Origin of the sequence: Helicobacter canadensis MIT 98-5491, from assembly GCF_000162575.1 — a bacterium.
GTDB classification, from domain to species: domain Bacteria; phylum Campylobacterota; class Campylobacteria; order Campylobacterales; family Helicobacteraceae; genus Helicobacter_D; species Helicobacter_D canadensis.
Genome location: NZ_CM000776.2, coordinates 1,225,110 through 1,245,907, shown reverse-complemented (window position 1 = coordinate 1,245,907; position 20,798 = coordinate 1,225,110). Strand labels below are relative to the sequence as shown.

Annotated in this window: 12 protein-coding genes, 2 tRNA genes, 3 rRNA genes and 1 other RNA gene; 12 read left to right on the top strand and 6 right to left on the bottom strand. The window is 36.4% G+C overall.

The genetic code is table 11. The annotated features are described in order from the left end of the window. Positions 1-150: 150 nt before the first annotated feature. The 10 genes from HCAN_RS06130 (at position 151) to HCAN_RS06090 (ending at position 12,186) form a co-directional block, all read left to right on the top strand. Positions 151-2,301, top strand: a complete 2,151-nt coding sequence (locus HCAN_RS06130) for a heavy metal translocating P-type ATPase (protein ID WP_006656230.1) — start codon at positions 151-153, stop codon at positions 2,299-2,301. After that, complete coding sequence (gene flgA / locus HCAN_RS06125) at positions 2,302-3,198, top strand: flagellar basal body P-ring formation chaperone FlgA (RefSeq protein WP_006656229.1); 897 nt, start codon at positions 2,302-2,304, stop codon at positions 3,196-3,198. Continuing rightward, positions 3,195-3,764 (top strand): UbiX family flavin prenyltransferase, encoded by a 570-nt coding sequence (locus HCAN_RS06120; RefSeq protein ID WP_034556397.1) that lies wholly within the window; start codon positions 3,195-3,197, stop codon positions 3,762-3,764. The genes flgA and HCAN_RS06120 overlap by 4 nt, the downstream gene beginning before the upstream one ends. Continuing rightward, positions 3,764-3,937 (top strand): HFCD family protein, encoded by a 174-nt coding sequence (locus HCAN_RS08175; RefSeq protein WP_332057422.1) that lies wholly within the window; start codon positions 3,764-3,766, stop codon positions 3,935-3,937. Before HCAN_RS06120 ends, HCAN_RS08175 begins: the two co-directional genes overlap by 1 nt. A gap of 338 nt (positions 3,938-4,275) precedes the next feature. Continuing rightward, positions 4,276-5,772, top strand: a 16S ribosomal RNA gene (locus tag HCAN_RS06115). A gap of 92 nt (positions 5,773-5,864) precedes the next feature. Then, a tRNA-Ile gene (locus HCAN_RS06110) sits at positions 5,865-5,941 on the top strand. Between the two features lie 2 nt (positions 5,942-5,943). Next, positions 5,944-6,019 (top strand) — tRNA-Ala (locus tag HCAN_RS06105). Between the two features lie 200 nt (positions 6,020-6,219). Next, positions 6,220-9,102: ribosomal RNA gene (locus tag HCAN_RS06100) — 23S ribosomal RNA — on the top strand. 90 nt (positions 9,103-9,192) lie between these two features. Beyond that, a 5S ribosomal RNA gene (rrf, locus tag HCAN_RS06095) occupies positions 9,193-9,308 on the top strand. The 16S, 23S and 5S rRNA genes sit together here with 2 tRNA genes alongside, the layout of an rRNA operon. A 1,438-nt stretch (positions 9,309-10,746) precedes the next feature. Next, positions 10,747-12,186 (top strand): major outer membrane protein, encoded by a 1,440-nt coding sequence (locus HCAN_RS06090; protein WP_006656911.1) that lies wholly within the window; start codon positions 10,747-10,749, stop codon positions 12,184-12,186. A gap of 182 nt (positions 12,187-12,368) precedes the next feature. Here HCAN_RS06090 and HCAN_RS08140 read toward each other — a convergent pair whose 3' ends face one another. The 4 genes from HCAN_RS08140 to gdhA all read right to left on the bottom strand — a co-directional run bounded on the left by HCAN_RS08140 (position 12,369) and on the right by gdhA (position 16,092). Next, positions 12,369-13,127, bottom strand: coding sequence for a ferritin-like domain-containing protein (locus HCAN_RS08140; protein WP_232049097.1), 759 nt, complete (start codon positions 13,125-13,127; stop codon positions 12,369-12,371). Between the two features lie 87 nt (positions 13,128-13,214). Continuing rightward, positions 13,215-13,853 carry a MarC family protein gene (locus tag HCAN_RS06080; protein ID WP_006655883.1) on the bottom strand — a complete coding sequence of 213 codons (639 nt, stop codon included), beginning with the start codon at positions 13,851-13,853 and terminating at the stop codon, positions 13,215-13,217. Positions 13,854-13,900: 47 nt separating this feature from the next. Further along, complete coding sequence (locus HCAN_RS06075) at positions 13,901-14,743, bottom strand: DNA ligase (RefSeq protein ID WP_006655882.1); 843 nt, start codon at positions 14,741-14,743, stop codon at positions 13,901-13,903. Further along, complete coding sequence (gdhA, locus tag HCAN_RS06070; protein ID WP_006655881.1) at positions 14,737-16,092, bottom strand: NADP-specific glutamate dehydrogenase; 1,356 nt, start codon at positions 16,090-16,092, stop codon at positions 14,737-14,739. Before gdhA ends, HCAN_RS06075 begins: the two co-directional genes overlap by 7 nt. Before the next feature lie 274 nt (positions 16,093-16,366). Here gdhA and HCAN_RS06065 point away from each other — a divergent pair, with 274 nt between their 5' ends. Continuing rightward, positions 16,367-17,854: a hypothetical protein gene (locus tag HCAN_RS06065; RefSeq protein ID WP_006656909.1), complete on the top strand. Its 1,488-nt coding sequence runs from the start codon at positions 16,367-16,369 to the stop codon at positions 17,852-17,854. Positions 17,855-17,931: 77 nt separating this feature from the next. Here HCAN_RS06065 and hypE read toward each other — a convergent pair whose 3' ends face one another. Both hypE and rnpB read right to left on the bottom strand, forming a co-directional pair. After that, positions 17,932-18,954 (bottom strand): hydrogenase expression/formation protein HypE, encoded by a 1,023-nt coding sequence (gene hypE, locus HCAN_RS06060; RefSeq protein WP_006655879.1) that lies wholly within the window; start codon positions 18,952-18,954, stop codon positions 17,932-17,934. A 23-nt stretch (positions 18,955-18,977) separates the two neighbouring features. Further along, positions 18,978-19,302: RNase P RNA component class A (gene rnpB / locus HCAN_RS08095), an RNA gene on the bottom strand. Positions 19,303-19,598: 296 nt separating this feature from the next. On the opposite strand from rnpB, the gene HCAN_RS06055 reads away from it, so the two are divergent. Further along, positions 19,599-20,798, top strand: coding sequence for an HD domain-containing protein (locus tag HCAN_RS06055; protein ID WP_006656908.1), 1,200 nt, complete (start codon positions 19,599-19,601; stop codon positions 20,796-20,798).

The following is a 20,798-nucleotide window of genomic DNA, read 5'->3' as shown; positions in this document are numbered from 1 at the left end:
TTTTTGTAATTATAATAAGTTTTTTATTTAAAATAGCTTGATTTTAAATGTAACTAAAAAAGGAATTCGTTAGAATCTTAATAAAATTAACTTTAAAGCCATATTTTCTTAGAGATAAATATTTAATACACCTAGGATTTAAGGGATAAAATGACAGAAGTTGTGAAATTAAATATTAGCGGAATGCATTGTAGTGCTTGTTCTGCAACGATTGAAAATAACTTAAAAAAAGTATCAGGCATTACAAATATTAAGATTAATGCAATTAGCGGTAGGGCAAAAATCGCTTTTGATTCCACAAAAGTGAGTGAGCAAGAAATTGTTGAATTAATTACTTCTTATGGATTTCCTGCTTCAAAGGATAATGCTAAGGAATTAGAAATTTTATATATTCATAGTCTAAAAAAGCGTTTGTGGATTGGAATCCCTTTGTTTTTATTGATTTTTATATTACATATGAGTGGATTTCATAACGCTTGGAATTCCACTATTCAGCTCATTTTGGCAACGATAGTGCAGGTGTATTGTGGTTATCCTTTCTATGTAGGTGCTAAAAGTTTTTTTAAGACTAAAAGTGCAGATATGAATGTGTTGATTGCACTTGGAACGAGTGTGGCGTATTTGTATTCATTATATTTATTTGTTATTGGTGAGAGTAATGGGTATTATTTTGAAGGTTCTAGTGCGGTGATTTGCTTTGTTTTACTGGGGGAATTTTTGAAAAGTAAAGCCAAAAAAAAGGCAGGTGATGAGCTTGAATCTTTGGTTAAGATTCTGCCAAGTCAAGCTAGAATCTTAAAAAATGGAAAAGCAGAGTGGATTGCTATTAATCAAATTAAAAAAGGTGATGAATGTCTTGTGGTAAGTGGAGAGAAGATTCCGCTAGATGGAATTGTAATAAAGGGGAACGCAGAAGTTAGTAGCGCGCATATCAATGGCGAAGAAATGCCTAGAGTGCTAGAAGTAGGCAGTGAAGTTATTGGAGGAAGTTTGGTATTAAATGGCGAAATCACCATTCAATCTAGTAAAGATTCTAATGAGTTTTTTGTCTATGAAATGCTAGATCTTTTGGAGCTTTCACAAACTCAAAAACCGCCTATTGGCAAAATGGCAGATAAGATTGCTTCTATTTTTGTGCCAAGTATTGTGATTTTAAGTCTTGTAGCCTTTGTGTTTTGGTGGATGATGGGTATGGGATTTGCCTTTAGTTTATCCATTGCAGCAGCTATTTTGGTAGTCTCTTGTCCTTGTGCTTTGGGGCTTGCTGTGCCATTAGCGATTGTGTGTGCGAGTATGCGTGCAAAAAAAAGTGAGATTTTAATTAAGTCTCCAGAGATTTATGAGAGAGCAAGGCAGATTAAAACGATTGTATTTGATAAAACAGGAACGCTTACAAAGGGTGAAATTACGCTAAAGAATGTTGAGCTAGTTGAAAAAAATGCGGAGTTTAATTTAAACTTTCTTGCGAGTTTGGTTTATGCGATGCAAGAGAACAATCCTCATCCTATTGCAAAGGCATTTTTGGAGTATTTTAAAGCAGATAAACAGGCAATTAAATTGCAAGAAAAAGAATATCTTATTGCTAAGGGAGTGAGGGCAAAATATCAGAAAAAAGAATATTTTTTGGGATCATTAGGGTGGATTGAAGAGATTTTAGGTAGGATAGAAAAGATAAAAAGCAGGGAAAATGTGATTGCCCTATGTGATAATGAAAAGCTTTTGGCTTTGTTTTATTTGCAAGATTCAATTAAAAATGGCGCAAAAGAAGTGGTAGAATCTCTTAAGATTAAAGGAATACAATCTGTTATTTTAAGTGGAGATAATATAGAGAGCGTGGAGAGAGTGGCTAAGAGCGTGGGGATTTCAAGATTTTATGCAGGGGTAAATCCCACACAAAAAGCCGAAGTGGTGGCAAAACTTGCACAAGAGGGTGGAGTGTGCTTTGTGGGAGATGGAATTAATGATGCTTTAGCGCTTAAACAAGCTAATTTTGGTATTTCTTTTGTTAATGCTACAGAGTTAGCTCAAGAAATAGGAGATGTCTTGCTTTTAAAGGATGATTTAAAGGGGATTATTAAGGTGTTTGAAATTTCCTTTGCAACTTTAAGCAACATCAAGCAGAATCTATTTTTTGCATACATATATAATATAGTTTTGATTCCTATTGCTGCTGGAGTCTTGTATCCTGCATTTGGAATTATTTTGCAACCAGCATTTGCAGGAATGGCAATGGCGCTTAGTTCAGTGAGTGTAGTGAGCAATGCGTTGCGTATCACAAAGCTAAAGTTAAAGGGAGAATAAATGCTCCAAAGGATTCTTGGAATTTTTCTCTTTTTTGGAATTACTTTGTATGGATTAGAATATTTTGTATTAGAAGAAGAATATTCTTTTAGTGAGAATAAAATCTATGCTAAAACATTATTTCCGCAATTAGATCACAATTTTTTGCTTTTAGAGATTCCTACAAATTCTAGTAATTTTCAAATCAAAAGCTCACAACTTATTGCTTTATTTGAAAAAGAAGGCATACAAATGGGTGCAAAATCTTCAGTTGTTACCTTTAAAAAAGGCATTAAAGGTGATATTGAAGGCATTAAGAATTATATTGCAGGTTTATTTTTGCAAGAATACAAAAAAAATAATATTAAGATTCGATCGATTGAATTAGAACAAATTACACCAACAGATTTTAACTCTAATGCAATAAGAGAGATTGATTTTCATTCTAAGCTTTTAAAACGCAAGGAAGGTACTTTTGATGTGGTAATAGAAGAAAATGGGCGTAATAAAAAAGTGTTTTTTAAATACAATCTTGATGCCACTTTAGAGGGAATGGTAACAATAGATGAAATCAGCGGAGGGCAGACAATTACCTATCAAAATATTCGTGTAGTTGAGATTCCTTTTGATAAAATTGGTAGTGAATTAATGAGAAGTGATGAGATTGGCAAAGTAGCAGTGCGTTCTTATACCCCAAAAGAAGTCTTGGTAACACACGATCGATTAGTAGCTAAACGAGTTGTCAAAAAGGGTGATAAAATTGTGGTGAGTGTGCAAGAAGAAGGAGTGGTGCTAGAGTTTGTGCTAGAAGCACTTAAAAATGGAGCCATTGGCGATGTGATAAGAGCTAAAGCACTTGAGGGTAAAAAGACTTATCAAGTTAAAGTCATTGATGAAGGAAGAGGAATTTTGCAATGAAGCGAATTATTATTGGGATAAGTGGAGCAAGTGGAGCAGGGCTTGGATTGCGATTCTTAAAAGCTTTACCTAAGGAGTTAGAAAAATATTGCGTAATTTCAAATGGAGCTAAGCAGGTTTTGTTTTCAGAAGAAGGGCAAAATGAATACTTAGAATTTGAAGCAATACAAGCTAAAGATAATAAGATTTTTATGTTAGAAGATAGCGATATGGGAGCTTGCATTGCTAGTGGTTCTTTTGTTTGTGAGGCGATGGCAGTGATTCCCTGCTCTCAAAATACTTTGGCAAAAATTGCTTGTGGGATTAGTGATACCTTGATTACTCGTGCTGCAAGTGTTATGATAAAAGAACAAAGAAAGCTTTTGCTTTCTCCACGAGAAATGCCCCTAAGTCCGATTGTTTTAGAAAATATGCTAAAACTCTCAAGACTTGGAGTGATTATAGCACCGCCTATAATGGGCTATTATGCTGGAGATAATCTTAAAAGTATTGAAGAGATGTTGATAGGTAAATGGTGTGATAGTCTAGGAATTTTCTATAAATATAATCGCTGGGGAGAAAAATAATGATTGTTTTAGAAAATATGCTAAAACTCTCAAGACTTGGAGTGATTATAGCACCGCCTATAATGGGCTATTATGCTGGAGATAATCTTAAAAGTATTGAAGAGATGTTGATAGGTAAATGGTGTGATAGTCTAGGAATTTTCTATAAATATAATCGCTGGGGAGAAAAATAATAAAATCTCCCCCTTTAATCTCCCCTTAAGCTTAAGCTGCTATAATTCCACTTCCTTTTTTGCATAAAAAAAGTGTTCTTTTGGCTTTATATACATAAACATTGATTTAAAGTTAAAATGATCTTTGACAACTAAGCAGGAATATAAAAAAGACAACCTAGAAATTATTTCTATTCTTTTTATATTTCTAAAATCATACAACATAAACTCATTTATGACTTTGTAGTTTTATAACCACAAATCTATAAAACAGAGATTTTGAGATTTTAGGACAAACAATCCAATTTATTTTTATGGAGAGTTTAAGTCTTTTTATTAAGATTTTTAACTCCCCATTTTCTATGGAGAGTTTGATCCTGGCTCAGAGTGAACGCTGGCGGCGTGCCTAATACATGCAAGTCGAACGATGAAGCTTCTAGCTTGCTAGAAGTGGATTAGTGGCGCACGGGTGAGTAATGCATAGGTTATGTGCCCTTTAGTCTGGGATAGCCACTGGAAACGGTGATTAATACTAGATACTCCCTACGGGGGAAAGTTTTTCGCTAAAGGATCAGCCTATGTCCTATCAGCTTGTTGGTGAGGTAATGGCTCACCAAGGCTATGACGGGTATCCGGCCTGAGAGGGTGATCGGACACACTGGAACTGAGACACGGTCCAGACTCCTACGGGAGGCAGCAGTAGGGAATATTGCTCAATGGGGGAAACCCTGAAGCAGCAACGCCGCGTGGAGGATGAAGGTTTTCGGATTGTAAACTCCTTTTGTTAGAGAAGATTATGACGGTATCTAACGAATAAGCACCGGCTAACTCCGTGCCAGCAGCCGCGGTAATACGGAGGGTGCAAGCGTTACTCGGAATCACTGGGCGTAAAGAGCGCGTAGGCGGGGTAGCAAGTCAGATGTGAAATCCTATGGCTTAACCATAGAACTGCATTTGAAACTGTTACTCTAGAGTATGGGAGAGGTAGGTGGAATTCTTGGTGTAGGGGTAAAATCCGTAGAGATCAAGAGGAATACTCATTGCGAAGGCGACCTGCTGGAACATTACTGACGCTGATGCGCGAAAGCGTGGGGAGCAAACAGGATTAGATACCCTGGTAGTCCACGCCCTAAACGATGAATGCTAGTTGTTGTGAGGCTTGTCCTTGCAGTAATGCAGCTAACGCATTAAGCATTCCGCCTGGGGAGTACGGTCGCAAGATTAAAACTCAAAGGAATAGACGGGGACCCGCACAAGCGGTGGAGCATGTGGTTTAATTCGAAGATACGCGAAGAACCTTACCTAGGCTTGACATTGATAGAATCTACTAGAGATAGTGGAGTGCCCTTTTAGGGAGCTTGAAAACAGGTGCTGCACGGCTGTCGTCAGCTCGTGTCGTGAGATGTTGGGTTAAGTCCCGCAACGAGCGCAACCCTCGTCCTTAGTTGCTAGCAGTTTGGCTGAGCACTCTAAGGAGACTGCCTTCGTAAGGAGGAGGAAGGTGAGGATGACGTCAAGTCATCATGGCCCTTACGCCTAGGGCTACACACGTGCTACAATGGGGTGCACAAAGAGAAGCAATACTGCGAAGTGGAGCCAATCTCTAAAACATCTCTCAGTTCGGATTGTAGTCTGCAACTCGACTACATGAAGCTGGAATCGCTAGTAATCGTGAATCAGCCATGTCACGGTGAATACGTTCCCGGGTCTTGTACTCACCGCCCGTCACACCATGGGAGTTGTATTCGCCTTAAGTCGGAATACTAAACTAGTTACCGCCCACGGCGGATGCAGCGACTGGGGTGAAGTCGTAACAAGGTAACCGTAGGTGAACCTGCGGTTGGATCACCTCCTTTCAAGAGACATCACTAAATATTCATTTATTTAGTTGAATAAGGAAGTCTTTTTTCCTGCTTAGTTTTCAGAGATCATCCAAGCTTTAGAGTAGGGGCTTATAGCTCAGGTGGTTAGAGCGCACCCCTGATAAGGGTGAGGTCGGAGGTTCAAGTCCTCCTAAGCCCACCATTGGGGAATTAGCTCAGCTGGGAGAGCGCCTGCTTTGCACGCAGGAGGTCAGCGGTTCGATCCCGCTATTCTCCACCATTAAAAGGTTTAATGTGAGTTTTTTTAATCTTAAGATTCACATTAGACTTTTTAAGTCTAAAAGTTATTTAAAAACTCATTGTTAAAGCCTATATAAGTAAATAACTACAATCACGCAAACAAATAACTAAAGATTTGCCTAAAGATTGTTAATCTTAGAGATTTACATTCTTTAAGGCAGTGGCGTTAGAATAAAGTCAGTTAAGCTTGTGAAGGGCAAATGGTGGATGCCTTGGGTAGTAGAGGCGATGAAGGACGTACTAGACTGCGATAAGCTAGGGGGAGTTGTCAAGAAACTTTGATCCCTAGATTTCCGAATGGGGCAACCCAATATGTAGCAATACATATTACCTTAAATGGAGCGAACCTAGTGAAGTGAAACATCTCAGTAACTAGAGGAAAAGAAATCAAACGAGATTCTCTTAGTAGCGGCGAGCGAAAGGGGAATAGGGCAAACCGAATGCTTGCATTCGGGGTTGAGGACTGCAATATCCACTAAAATACTCTAATAGAACATTCTGGAAAGGATAGCCATAGAGGGTGATAGTCCCGTATATGAAAGAGTATTTTTAGGTAGCAGGATCCAGAGTAGGTCAGGACACGTGAAATCCGGGCTGAAGCTGGGGGGACCACCCTCCAACCCTAAATACTACTACTACACCGATAGCGAACCAGTACCGTGAGGGAAAGGTGAAAAGAACCGCAGTGAGCGGAGTGAAATAGAACCTGAAACCATTTGCCTACAATCATTCAGAGCCCTATGATTTATCAGGGTGATGGACTGCCTTTTGCATAATGATCCTGCGAGTTGTGGTATCTGGCAAGGTTAAACTAATGTGAAGCCGTAGCGAAAGCGAGTCTGAAAGGGCGCTTAAGTCAGATGCTGCAGACCCGAAGCTGAGTGATCTATCCATGGCCAAGTTGAAAGTGGGGTAACACCCACCGGAGGACTGAACTCGTACCCATTGAAACGGGTTGGGATGAGCTGTGGATAGGGGTGAAAGGCCAATCAAACTCAGTGATAGCTGGTTCTCTTCGAAATATATTTAGGTATAGCCTCAAGTGATAGTAATAGGGGGTAGAGCTCTGATTGGGCTAGGGCTGCTCACCGCGGTACCAACCCCTGTCAAACTACGAATACCTATTACCGTATCTTGGGAGTCAGGCGGTGGGTGATAAAATCAATCGTCTAAAGGGGAACAACCCAGACTACCAACTAAGGTCCCAAAGTTCTATTCTAAGTGGAAAAAGATGTGAAGTTACTTAGACAACCAGGAGGTTGGCTTAGAAGCAGCCATCCTTTAAAGATAGCGTAACAGCTCACTGGTCTAGTGATTTTGCGCTGAAAATATAACGGGGCTAAGATAGACACCGAAGTTGTAGATTGTGCTGATGCACAGTGGTAGAAGAGCGTTCACATCAGCGTTGAAGCCATACCGGTAAGGAGTGGTGGAGCGGTGTGAAGTGAGCATGCAGGAATGAGTAGCGATAAAAGTGGTGAGAATCCACTTCGCCGTAAATCTAAGGTTTCCTACGCTATGCTCGTCATCGTAGGGTTAGTCGGGTCCTAAGACAAGTCCGAAAGGGGTAGTCGATGGAAAATTGGTTAATATTCCAATACCAACATTAGTGTGCGATGGAGGGACGCATAGGGTCAAGACAAGCTAGCCGATAGAAATGCTAGCCGAAGGGTGCAAGTTAGGAGATTGGCAAATCCGCTCCCGTATCCCAAACCCAACAGGCTTTCTGAAGTCTTCGGATGGATGAGAGAATTGTTAAGATCGTCGTGCCAAGAAAAGCTTCTAAGTTTAGCTAATGTTGCCCGTACCGCAAACCGACACAGGTAGATGAGATGAGTATTCTAAGGCGCGTGAAAGAACTCTCTTTAAGGAACTCTGCAAACTAACACCGTAAGTTCGCGATAAGGTGTGCCTAAGCAATTAGGTCTCAGCAAAGAGTCCCTCCCGACTGTTTACCAAAAACACAGCACTTTGCCAACTCGTAAGAGGAAGTATAAGGTGTGACGCCTGCCCGGTGCTCGAAGGTTAAGAGGATTAGTCAGCCGCAAGGCGAAGCTTTGAATTGAAGCCCGAGTAAACGGCGGCCGTAACTATAACGGTCCTAAGGTAGCGAAATTCCTTGTCGGTTAAATACCGACCTGCATGAATGGCGTAACGAGATGGGAGCTGTCTCAAAGAGTGATTCAGTGAAATTGTAGTGGAGGTGAAAATTCCTCCTACCCGCGGCAAGACGGAAAGACCCCGTGGACCTTTACTACAGCTTGGCACTGCCGATGGGAGCATTATGCGCAGCATAGGTGGGAGGCTATGAAATCTTTACTCTGGTAGAGATGGAGCCATCGTTGAGATACCACCCTTAATGTTTCTGTCTGCTAACTAGCTAGAGTTATCCTCTAGTAGGACAATGCCTGGTGGGTAGTTTGACTGGGGCGGTCGCCTCCTAAAAAGTAACGGAGGCTTGCAAAGGTTGGCTCAAAATGGTTGGAAATCATTTGTAGAGTGTAATGGCATAAGCCAGCCTGACTGTAAGACAAACAAGTCAAGCAGAGACGAAAGTCGGTCATAGTGATCCGGTGATTCTGTGTGGAAGGGTCATCGCTCAAAGGATAAAAGGTACCCCGGGGATAACAGGCTGATCTCCCCCAAGAGCTCACATCGACGGGGAGGTTTGGCACCTCGATGTCGGCTCATCGCATCCTGGGGCTGGAGCAGGTCCCAAGGGTATGGCTGTTCGCCATTTAAAGCGGTACGCGAGCTGGGTTCAGAACGTCGTGAGACAGTTCGGTCCCTATCTGCCGTGGGCGTAGGATTGTTGAGGAGATCTGTCCCTAGTACGAGAGGACCGGGATGGACATACCACTGGTGTAGCTGTTGTCCTGCTATGGGCATCGCAGCGTAGCTACGTATGGATGTGATAAACGCTGAAAGCATCTAAGCGTGAAGCCAACTCCAAGATGAACAATCCCTGAAGGTCGCAGGAAGACTACCTGCTTGATAGGGTAGGGGTGTAAGCATAGTAATATGTTTAGCTGACTACTACTAATAGACCGATTGGCTTAATATAAAGACTTTAAGCCACTGCCTTAATGAGTGTAAAGCACTCTTAAATCTTAGTTAGTGATTGATACTAATAGGCTTTTTTTACATTGTCATCTTCGTGCTAATAGAGAAGAGGTTCCACCTAGCTCCATTCCGAACCTAGAAGTTAAGCTCTTCTTCGCTGATGATACTGCAACTTTCAGATGTGGTAAAGTAGGACGGTGCGGAGATGAGAGTGTAAAAGAAAATGAGTTAAACTGCTTTTTATTTCTCCCTTGTAAAACTTATATTAACTAAATCATTGAATAGATAGAAAAGAATTATAAGATAATATAGATAATAAGTGTGTGAATGGATATAAGAAATATAAGATTTAGATAATAAAAATAAAAATACTTGAAAACTATTAAAGAAAAAAGTTATTTTAATATAAGAGATATTGCTTATTGTTAGCGGTAAATTTGTCTTAAAAAAGAGAAATAGTATTTGGTTTAAAGATAATAATATTATTTTATATTTTTAAATAGTCTTATTATATGCAAATAGGTTGCTTAATCAATAATGTGTGAGTTGTGTATTGGAAGGTAATAGAATAAAATATAAATATTTTAAAATGGTAAATTTAAGGTTTGTATAGGTTTTTGTATAGGTTTGTGGGTGTTTGATGATGAGCTTTGTAATTTTTAACATTAGGATTGTTGGGGAGAAACTGAAAAAATAAAAGATAGAAATTCTAGTGTAAAAGGGAAAGGGTGGGATAATAAAGAGTTGCTAGAGTAAGTAAATTTGGTGTATTTTATTTATAAAGAGTATTATATAGTTTTTTGTAATCTTTGTTTGTTGGTTTTTATACTTTGTTACTTGGTTTAAATTTTTTTAATTTATTCTATTTTTTAATATTTTAGAGATTTAAAGTAGTTGATTGTGTTTATTGTAGAGTATTTTTGGTGTTTTAGAAATGGTTTTCTATTGTAAAGATAATCTATTTATATCTATTTATGTGGATGATTCTATGTAATTTGAGTGAAAGGATATATTTTATCATTAGTATTTTTGGTGTTTTAGAAATGGTTTTCTATTGTAAAGATAATCTATTTATATCTATTTATGTGGATGATTCTATGTAATTTGAGTGAAAGGATATATTTTATCATTATGGTATTAGAGAGATTAAAAGTAGAAATTTTATTTTATAGAGTAAATGAAGGTTTATTGCTATTTTATATTTAAGTATTGCTTAGGAAATAGATGTTGTTGAGTGCTATTTTTCAAAAATAAGAGTATATTTTTCGGATATGATAGAGTTTAAAGATTTTTTGGTAATGTTTATGGAGATAGGAGCTTTATTAAAATAAAATAGGTTAGAAAGCTTTATGATACTTGATGGAAAAGAAAAATGAAGAAAGTTTGGTGAATAAATGGTTATTAAATTGAAACTTAATTTTTTTTAAAAAATTATCAATTTTATGTTTAATTTCTGTTAAAACTCTTGCATTTATAAAAACAATGTGTTAAAATCGCAATTAAGCTTATGAGTTTAGATTCTAAGCTTTAAGCGAGAAATCTATTATGCAAACTCTGACTTGAAACAAATTTGTTTTGTTTTTTGTGTGCGAAATTTTGTATAATCAGATTGTAATTTCGAAATTCAATCTTAAGGAGATTAAAATGAAATTTATCAAATTAAGTCTTGCAGCTAGCGTTGCACTAGGTGCATTATCTACAGCAAGTTTCGCTCAACCACTTGAAGAAGCGATCAAAGGAATCGATGTAAGCGGATATTTAAGATACCGATACAATGATGATAGATATAACGATTCAACAGGAAATGCTGCACATCAATGGAGAGCAGTAGCAGACTTCAAAACTCCTGTTGTTAATAATGTTGCTTTGAATTTTGGTGTATGGTATCAAAATGAAAACAATGTAAATCATGGTAAAGGAACAGGAAATGAAACTCCTGGAACAGCTCAGGCATTCACAGGTAGTGGCTTAGGTTCAGGTTCTGATGGTCAATTTGGTGTAAGAGAGTTTTATGCTACTATTACTCCAGATAGCACAGCTACAACAATCAAAATCGGTAAGCAACTTCTTGATACACCTGTAACAAATGCTTATGATGGTGATAGAGGAACAGGTATTTTAGCACTTAATAGCGATATTCCAAACCTTACTTTAGCAGCCGCAGCATTTGATTCTTGGTCTATTAATGAAGTGAATGCACAAAATCAGATTAATAATGCAGGTGGTGTTGTTACTAATAATGGTGGAGGTTCCCTTATTAATAATGGATTATCAAATGATTACTCTATTGATAAACCTCTTTATGCTTTAGCTGGTATTTATGGTATTGATACTAACTATGGTCGATTTGGCGGACAACTTTGGGGATTCTATATCGATGATACGGTAGATGCTTTAGTGTTTGGTGAGCTTTCATGGCAAGGTAGTTTGCTTAGAGCAAAATTACAATACTCTTTTGCAGCATTAAATAATGATTCTGATTCTATATTTGCTGGATTATATGGTTATGGAACAGCAAATAGAAATAAAGCAAATATTTCAGAAGCTAATGATGCTTTTGTAGTTGAAGTAGGTGCAGATTTTAGAAATGATTTCCAACTTCCATTGAATGTAGCTTTAGGATATATTACAAACTTCGCAGATGGAACAGCAGTAGCTCTTGAAGATGAAGGAAGCAATGTATCAAGAAAAGGTAAAATTTGGTGGCAAAATGCTGGAACAGGTATCTCTACTTCAGTGCTTAGAGGTTATGGTGTTCAAGGATTTGGCACTGAGCAAGATATTGATGTATTCTATGCTGGTGTAGATTATAGCTTCCTTGATGAGAGATTAAATGTAGGTTTAGAGTTTGCTTGGGGTGAAAATGATATTTCTTACAATAGAGTAGCAGCAGCAAATAATAATATTATTAAAAAAGTTGAATTTACTGAAATTACTCCAACAATTACTTGGAAACACAGCAAACAACTTACTCTATCAACTTACTATGCATTCTTGAAAAATGATTACACTTATGTAACGCCTGTTGCTGGTCAAGATCAAGATAGAGATAGATTCAGAGTAGAAGCAAAATACAGCTTCTAATTCTTCTTAACAAAGCCTTTTTGGGCTTTGTTATTTTTTAAAACTTCTTTTTACTTCATAAATATTAAAACTCATATAATTAAAATATTCATAACTTTAAAAGTGTTTATGGTTTATTAATCTTTTGTTGTCTTTTTAAAATAGAATTAGAGATAGGAAAATAATTGGAGATAAAGTGGTGATTATTTTGGATTTTTGGAGAGAAATGTTGAATCTCTTAGCATTGTAAGTTCTTCTTGTGTGAAACCAGCTTGAATCCTTGCTTGAGTGTTGAAAGCAGTGTTGGCTTTGGGGAATGAAAAATGGTATTTTTTAAGAATTTCTAAATAGACTTCTGCGCGTTTTTGCTTAGGGATGCTTTGTTTATCGCATATATAATGAAACCAAATATTACCTTTTGAGACATGTAAAATTTCTTCTTGAAAAATTATTTCTAAAACTTTTAAAAAATCTTTTTTGATAGGGTGATTGCTTGCTTGGACTTTAGCGCACAAAAAGGGATTAACATCTAAGCCTACGGCTTCCATTCCCCTTGGAACAAGGGCGATTCTATCTAAAAGGATATTACAATTTTTCATTGAATCAAAAAGTAAAGTATGCACTCCAAAATCGCCATATTTGAATCCTATGCTTTGAAGCAATTGATTGAGTTTAAGAAAATGATGCACTTCTTGGAATGCGACTTCCACCCAAGCTTGATAATACTCTAGGGGTAAGTTTCTAAAACGATAAGCACAATCTAGTGCTAAATCAATGGCAGAAAATTCAATATGTGCGATAGAGTGTAGCAGATGAGCTGCATTAAGATCATTTTTGAGATATTTGCCTTGTGGGACTTTTTTGGGTGGGACAATTTGGCAAAAATGAGAAAAAGTTGGAGTGGATAGGGGAAGAATTTCTTCATCGTGATTTATTTTAAAAAGTTGAAAATTTTTAAAAATTTCTTGGGTTAGGGTGCATTTTTCTTCCGCTGTTTTAGCGTTTAAAGCATTTTTGAGTGCGTTAAAAAGTTCTATAGAATCCTCCTTTTAAGCAAAAGTTGCTTTGAGACCTGTTATCATCATCTTTGCCCCCATTGCCATAATAAAGACTAGTGCGATTCTAGATAGCACATGCAAAACAAGCTTACCTAAAACGCGTTCAATGGTTGCTGAGAAATGAAATAAAATAAGCATAAAAGCAAAGGCAGTTACTACGGCACTAAGAGCTATAAAAGTTCCGTTTTCTTCGGAGATGACAATACCTGTTGAGAGTGTTCCTGGACCAACTAGCATAGGAAATGCCATAGGCACGATACTTTGACTTAATAATTCGTTCTTGTCGGTCGTTTCATAATGGTGGGTATTTTTGTGTGGAGCAAAAAGTAGGTTTTTTAGGCTAACTAATATTAAAAGCAAACCTCCGGCGATTCGCAAGTCATTTAAATCCACATTAAATAAATAACGCATAATAAAGGGTCCAACTAATAAAAAAAGGATAACAATGATAAAGGAAGTGTAGAGGATATTACGAAAAAGACTTTGGCGTAATGAGGTTTCTAGTTCTTCTGTCATTGAAATAAATTGTGGGAGATTCCCAAAAGGATTTAAAACAGCTAGAATCGTAACAGCGGCTAGTAAAATACTATAAAGTTGAGCTAAAATCCAAGGTTGTAGTTCTTCAAACATTTTAAATCCTAGATGATAAATTTCTTTGGGATTTTAGCATAAAAGCATTAAAAATCTGTATTCCTAATGCGAAGAAAAATAGGAAATCTAGGGAGATTATTTTTAGTAAAACCATTGTATTTGTAAGTGATGATAGAATTAATTGGTGGTGGATTTTCTCGTTCTTTTTGGGTGAATCCTGAACCGATTTTAAAGGTTTTTAGCTCACCTTTGAGATTGGCTTGGCATATAATGGCTCCAAGCATTCCTTTAAATTTACCTTTTCCTTGTGTATAGCCAATCACTTTGCATTCGCTATCCATATAGGGTTTGTATTTATAGGAATGATTAGAATCGCTATAAGAAGAATCGTTTTGGCGAATGATGATTCCCTCTCCCTTTTTATCAAGAATGCTTTGAAAATAGCTTTGTAAATGGTTTTTGTCTTGTATTTTGATTTGTGGGATTATTTTGATATAGGGAGCGGGATTTTTATCAAGGTATTCTTGGAGTTTGGTAAGTCTTTCTAGAAGGGTGCAATTTTTGCAAATATTTGGTGCATCAAAAATATAATAGATTATTTTTTGCCATTCTTTTGGATTGGGAGTTGAAGTGTGTATAATGCTGGAGATTTGCTCAAAGGATTCATAATCTAGCCATAACTCTCCATCTAAATTAAAGGAAGGGAAGTTTTTAAGCCAAAATTTTGGGGGATTTAAGGGATTGTTGTTGCGAGTGCTTAGTGTCTTTCCATTCCAAATACCGCGGATTCCATCAAGTTTTTCGCTCATTAGATAAGAAGTGGTTTTAAAATTTAAGGAAGATTTAGGAGAATATTCTTTAAATTTTAAAATTTCGCCTCCAAAAAGGAGGCTAGCAGCAAGTAATAAGAATAATGAAAGTCTTAACACAAACCTTGCTCAATCATTGCGTTAGCAACTTTACGGAATCCTGCGATATTAGCACCTAATACAAGGTTTGTAGGATCGCCAAATTCTTTTGCAGTTTCGCTTGCATTAGCATAGATATTTTGCATAATATTGTGAAGTTTTTTATCTACTTCTTCAAAGCTCCAAGAAGTCATAGAAGCATTTTGACTCATTTCTAAACCGCTTGTTGCTACACCACCAGCATTTGCAGCTTTTCCTGGTCCATAGCAGATTTTTGCATTAAGGAATTTATGCACTGCTTCGATTGTTGAAGGCATATTAGCTCCCTCACTTACGCATTTGCAGCCATTTTTAAGGAGATTGTCGGCATCTTTTGCGTTAATTTCATTTTGTGTTGCACTTGGGAAAGCAGCAAAAGCAGGAATGCTCCAAAGTGGATTGTGATCGCTTGGATAGTCTTTTGCGCTTGTGTATTTTGCGTTTGGTCTTTCTTTTGCATAAGATTCAAGGCTTTCGCGTCTAACTTCTTTGATTTCTTTTAAGAGTGCTAGATCAATTCCTGCTTCATCATAAATCATACCTTTAGAATCGCTGATTGTTACTGGTTTTGCACCTAGTTGTTGAAGTTTTTCGATAGTGTAGATTGCAACATTTCCGCTACCTGAAACTAAACAAGTTTTGCCCTCTAGTGATCCAAAGTCGCTGTGTTTTAACATTTCTTGTGCGAAATATACGCTACCATAACCTGTTGCTTCTGTTCTTACTAGGCTTCCACCCCAAAGTAAAGATTTTCCTGTAAGCACACCATCATAGCGATTTGTGAGTTTTTTGTATTGACCAAAGAGATAACCAATTTCTCTTCCACCTACACCAATATCTCCTGCTGGAACATCAGTGTGTGCGCCGATATGGCGATATAATTCATTCATAAATGCTTGACAGAATCGCATAACTTCTCTGTCGCTTTTACCTTTAGGATCAAAGTCGCTTCCACCTTTTCCACCGCCCATTGCAAGTCCTGTTAGGGAGTTTTTGAAGATTTGCTCAAAACCTAAGAATTTAATAATACCTTCTGTAACACTTGGGTGGAAACGCAATCCGCCTTTGTAAGGTCCAAGAAGTGAGCTAAATTCGATTCTGTAACCACGATTAACTTGGATTTCTCCTCTGTCATCTTCCCAAGTTACACGGAAATTGATTTGCCTTTCTGGAATTACGATTCGCTCTAAAACTTTGAATTTTTCATATCTTTTATCTTTTTGCAAAGCAGGTTCAATTGATTCTAAAACTTCTTTAACTGCTTGGTGAAACTCTACTTGATCTGGATAAAGTCTTTGGACTTTTGCGATAACATCTTGTGTGTAAGACATCGATACTCCTTTTAAATAATGAATTTATGAGTGAAATTTTATTTATACTTTAATTAATCTAAGCTTATAAGATTAAATATTTTTTTTAAGTTATTATATAGAATATAAATCTTTTTTAAAGGTTGAATAGTTTAAAAGTATCGATTTGTAGGGATTTTTGCTTGAAAAATAAAGTGAAATTTTGATTTAAGAATAATTTATTTATTTTTTTATTAAGTTTTTTTTGAAATAGCCGATATTGAATGTGCTATTTTATTTTTACAAAGGAGAAATAATGCAAGCAAGTATGAATTTCTCTTCTCTACAAGCCTCATATACCACCACGCATTGGAGTGCTCTTGGAGAAGAGATTGCAAACAATCAAGCAAATAGTGTTCCACAAATTAATAATGAAGGGGAGAATAGCCAAAAAGCTTCTAATATTCTTTCTTCAACGGAGCTTTTAAATAGTAAATTAGGAGATTTTCATAAGCAAGTTATTAATCAAGCTTTAGGTAAAATTGCCGAAATTCAAAATGAAATGATTAAGGTTTGGGAAGAAGTTTTTGGAGTTTCTAGTGGGAAATCAACAAATTCTTCTGATACAAGTATTTCTTTAGAATCGCTATTAAATGGAAATTTTTCACGCCCTAATTATAATCTTGGAAGTGGAATTAGCATCACTCAAGGCTTTTCGCAATCTTTGGAATTATCTATTCAAGGCACCATTGTAGGCAAAGATGGAGTAACAAAGAAGCTGGATTTGAGTATTAGCGTGTCTCAAAGCTTCGTGCAGAATTTGCAAATTAATTCACAAAACACAACTAATAGCAATACTAATTCTAACAATTCTAATAAGGTGATTGATCCGCTTGTGATTGATTATGCGGGGAATGGGACAGAGCTTAGTGATACAAAGATGAGCTTTGACCTTGATAGCGATGGAACAAAAGATCAAATTTCTACATTAAAAGAAGGTTCTGGATTTTTGGCATTAGATAAAAATAATGATGGCAAAATTAATGATGGAAATGAACTTTTTGGAACAAAAAGCGGCAATGGATTTAAAGATTTAAGTGCTTATGATTCTAATCAAGATGGCAAGATTGATAAAAATGATCCTATCTATGATAAGCTAAGAATCTGGACGCCAAACCAAAAGGGTGAAGGTGAATTAGTGGGGCTTGGAGAAAAAGGGATTGGTGTGATTTATCTTGATGCTAAAGAGAGCCAAGAAATGATGAGGGGAGAAGAAGGAGATTTATTGGGAATTAAGCAACAAACTTCCAATTTTATGAGAGAAGATGGAAGTCTTGGAGCGATTCATCATATTGATTTTGTAGCAGAAAATCCAACAAATAATACGCAAAATACTTCTAATATTAATTCGCAACAAGGATTGCAGGTTGCAGCAAGTCGTGCTTATTTGCAAAATTTGAATATTAATTTTAGTTTTTCTCAAGGCAGCGGAAATATTTTAAATGGAAATCAAACTTCGTTGAGTGCTTTTAGCTTTAGTGCTACACAATATTCCTTTAGTCTTAGTTCATTAGAGAGTGCTAATAATGGCGTTAGTCAAGAGTTATCTACTTTATGGAAAGGATTGCAAGAAGCGTTTTTGGGTTTTGAGGGTAAGGAAGAATCATCTCATATATTTGGAGATCTTTTGAAGCAATTTGATGAGACTTTTGCGGATTTGAATCGTTTTGTGTTTGATGGTATGGAAGAGAATTTATTTAAAGAAAGTCTTGTTGGTAATCTACATAAACTCTTAGCTGCTTAAAAATTGCAAGAATCAAATGGATTTTAAGCCTTTGATTCTTGAAAACAAAATACTTTATAAATAGAATCTTTGTAGTTTTAGCAGATTCTAGGAAGTAATTCTCCACTTGGATAATCTAAGAATCGTTTCGCGCCATAGGCGGTTTTTAAGACAACTTTATTAAGATTTGTGGAAGTGGTATAGCCGATTATAGTAGCATTTTTTCCTGCTGGAGTTCGTTTTAAGATTTCTAGGGCTTTTTTAGAATCTTCTTTTGCAATAGCTAATACGCACATTCCCTCATTAGCAAGATTCCACGCTTCAAAACCTAAAAGCTCACAGATTCCACGCACTTCATCTTTGATAGGCAAAGTTTCTTCTTCTATTTCAATTCCGATATGTGAAGCATTTGCCCATTCATTTAGGACACTTGCAATTCCGCCCCTTGTCGCATCGCGTAAAGCATAGATTGAAAGATTATTTTTAAAAAGCTCTTCTAGGCTTGGATAGAGTAATTGACAATCGCTTTCTAAATTACTTTGCAAGGAAATTTCTTCGCGTTTAGAATACACTACTGCTCCGTGATTTCCAATCTCTCCACTTACTAAAATGCAACAATCTTGCGGAATATTAAAAGCACTAATCTGTAAATGTGGATAGAGAAATTCTCCAAAAGCAGTGGTGGTGATAAAAATCTTATCTAGCGTTCCTTTTGGTAAGACTTTGGTATCTCCTGAAAGGAGTTTTGCTCCACTTGCTTTGAGAGTTTTTCCAAAAGAATCGAGAATCTTTTTTAAATCATCTATTAAAAACCCTTCTTCAATCATAAAACTAGCACTTAAATATTTAGGTTTTGCACCCATCATTGCTACATCATTGCAACTTCCACAAATGCTTAATTTTCCAATATCTCCACCGGGAAAAAATAGTGGAGAGATTGTATAACCATCAGTGCTAATAGCAAACTTTCCTTGAGAGATAGAATCTAACTCACCAATGCCTGCATCTTCTCCATTGCCTATTACACAACCTTCCAAAAAAGGATAAAAAAGCTCTGAAATAAGTTTTTGAGATTCTACGCCTCCGCTTCCGTGACTTAGAGTAATGATGGATTGTTTCATTTGGATTCCTTAAGAAGAAAGATGATTTAGGTGTAGCTATAAGCCGAGTTCTGTTTATGTGGTTATTTATCTTGCTTTTGCCTTACGGCAAAAATCTAGCGAAAGGTTAAAATTTTGGGATACTAACCATACCTTTCTTGCTGCGGATTGGGCTTGCAATGACAGAATGTATTGCTACACTCTCGGTAGGCTCTTACCCCACCTTTTCACCCTTGCCTTATAAAAGTTAAAGGCGGTTTGTTTTCTGTTGCGCTTTCCCTTAGATTACTCTAGCCATTAGTTAAATGGAATCCTATCCCAAAGCAGCTCGGACTTTCCTCTTTAAAAAGCAACCACTTGCTACACCTAAGCTTGAAATTTTAGCAAAAAGAGATAAAAATAATTTTTAATTCTTGAAACTTACTATTAATCTTGCAATGATTTATAATTTAGTGGGTAAAATATTAAGGGATATTGGGTGATTCTTAAGAGAATTCCATTTTAGCATTTTTGAATTAATGTTATAATTTTGCTTTTAGTTGGATAAAATGATAAAGGCTTGATTTGGAATTTTATGAAAAAGTGGCTATTAGCATTGTTACGCTTATGTATTTGGCATTTTTGATTTATCAAAATAGAAATTTATTTAAGAAAAGGTAATGGAAATGAAAAAACCTACACTTAGTATCGCCTTATTGCAAAAAATTTTTGTAGCCGCTAATATAAGGCGTTGGAATGATCAAGCCACCCCTGTAGAATTCTATGAATTAGATAAACAAGCCCATAAAATTGTAATAGCTTATCTTTTGGCACATTTTGAAGAAATTGAAAATGGCAAAAAGATTGATTGGGAGCGGTTAATTTTGCAGTTTTGTTATGAATTTTTTGAACGCATTATTCTTACAGATATTAAACCTCCCGTATTTCATAAACTTACACAAACACATAATAAAGAACTTGTAGATTTTGTATGCAAAGAATTGGAAGAAGATTTAAGTGGGTTTGCCTTTTTTGAATCAATGCGGAAATATTTGTATGGAGAGGTTGAGAATCTTGAGAAAGAGATTCTTAAAGCCTCGCATTATTATGCTTCAAAATGGGAATTTGATATTATTTATCATTTTAATCCTAAAATGTATGATGTGCAAAATATTAAAAATATCATCGATAAGCAAGTAGAAGAGCATTATCATTTAGCTGGGATTAGGCAGATTGTGCTGTATGAGGATATGAGAGAGCTTGTAGCGATGTTTGGGCAGCTTAGGTTTCAGAAGCGTTGGAGTCAGACTCCAAGGGTTCCGCCTACTTCAGTTTTGGGACATACTTTAATTGTGGCACTTTGTGCGTATTTGCTAGGCTATGATTTGGGATTTTGTCGGCAAATGCAGATTAATCACTTTTTGTGTGGATTATTCCACGATTTACCAGAGATTTTAACGCGAGATATTATTTCTCCTATTAAACGCAGTGTGGAAGGTTTAGACGAATTTATAAAGCAAATTGAAGAAGAAGAGGTGAGAGAAAAGATACTCTCAAAAGTTCCAGAAGCTATTAAAAAAGATATTTTGTATTTTACACAAAATGAATTTGCAAATCGTTATAAAACGACTAAAGGAGTTGTGTATTTACCTAAAGGTGAAGAATTTTTAGAAAAATACAATCAAGATTCTTGTTGTGCTATTTATGGAGAATTTTTAAAATTTTGTGATCATTTGAGTGCATTCTTAGAAGCTAGAATCTCTATGCGACACGGGATTTCAAGCAGGGAATTAGAAGAAGGTGCAAGAAATTTGGAATATTTATATAATGCAAAGACAATAAGCGGAGTGGATTTAGGCTATTTATTTAGGGAATTTAAGGCTTAA

Excerpts from the sequence above, each read along its gene's own strand:
- HCAN_RS06055 (WP_006656908.1), top strand. The coding sequence starts at position 19,599 with ATGAAAAAACCTACACTTAGTATCGCCTTATTGCAAAAAATTTTTGTA.
- HCAN_RS06065 (WP_006656909.1), top strand. The coding sequence starts at position 16,367 with ATGCAAGCAAGTATGAATTTCTCTTCTCTACAAGCCTCATATACCACC.
- HCAN_RS06130 (WP_006656230.1), top strand. The coding sequence starts at position 151 with ATGACAGAAGTTGTGAAATTAAATATTAGCGGAATGCATTGTAGTGCT.
- HCAN_RS06120 (WP_034556397.1), top strand. The coding sequence starts at position 3,195 with ATGAAGCGAATTATTATTGGGATAAGTGGAGCAAGTGGAGCAGGGCTT.
- gdhA (WP_006655881.1), bottom strand. The coding sequence starts at position 16,092 with ATGTCTTACACACAAGATGTTATCGCAAAAGTCCAAAGACTTTATCCA.
- HCAN_RS08175 (WP_332057422.1), top strand. The coding sequence starts at position 3,764 with ATGATTGTTTTAGAAAATATGCTAAAACTCTCAAGACTTGGAGTGATT.
- hypE (WP_006655879.1), bottom strand. The coding sequence starts at position 18,954 with ATGAAACAATCCATCATTACTCTAAGTCACGGAAGCGGAGGCGTAGAA.
- flgA (WP_006656229.1), top strand. The coding sequence starts at position 2,302 with ATGCTCCAAAGGATTCTTGGAATTTTTCTCTTTTTTGGAATTACTTTG.
- HCAN_RS06090 (WP_006656911.1), top strand. The coding sequence starts at position 10,747 with ATGAAATTTATCAAATTAAGTCTTGCAGCTAGCGTTGCACTAGGTGCA.
- HCAN_RS06080 (WP_006655883.1), bottom strand. The coding sequence starts at position 13,853 with ATGTTTGAAGAACTACAACCTTGGATTTTAGCTCAACTTTATAGTATT.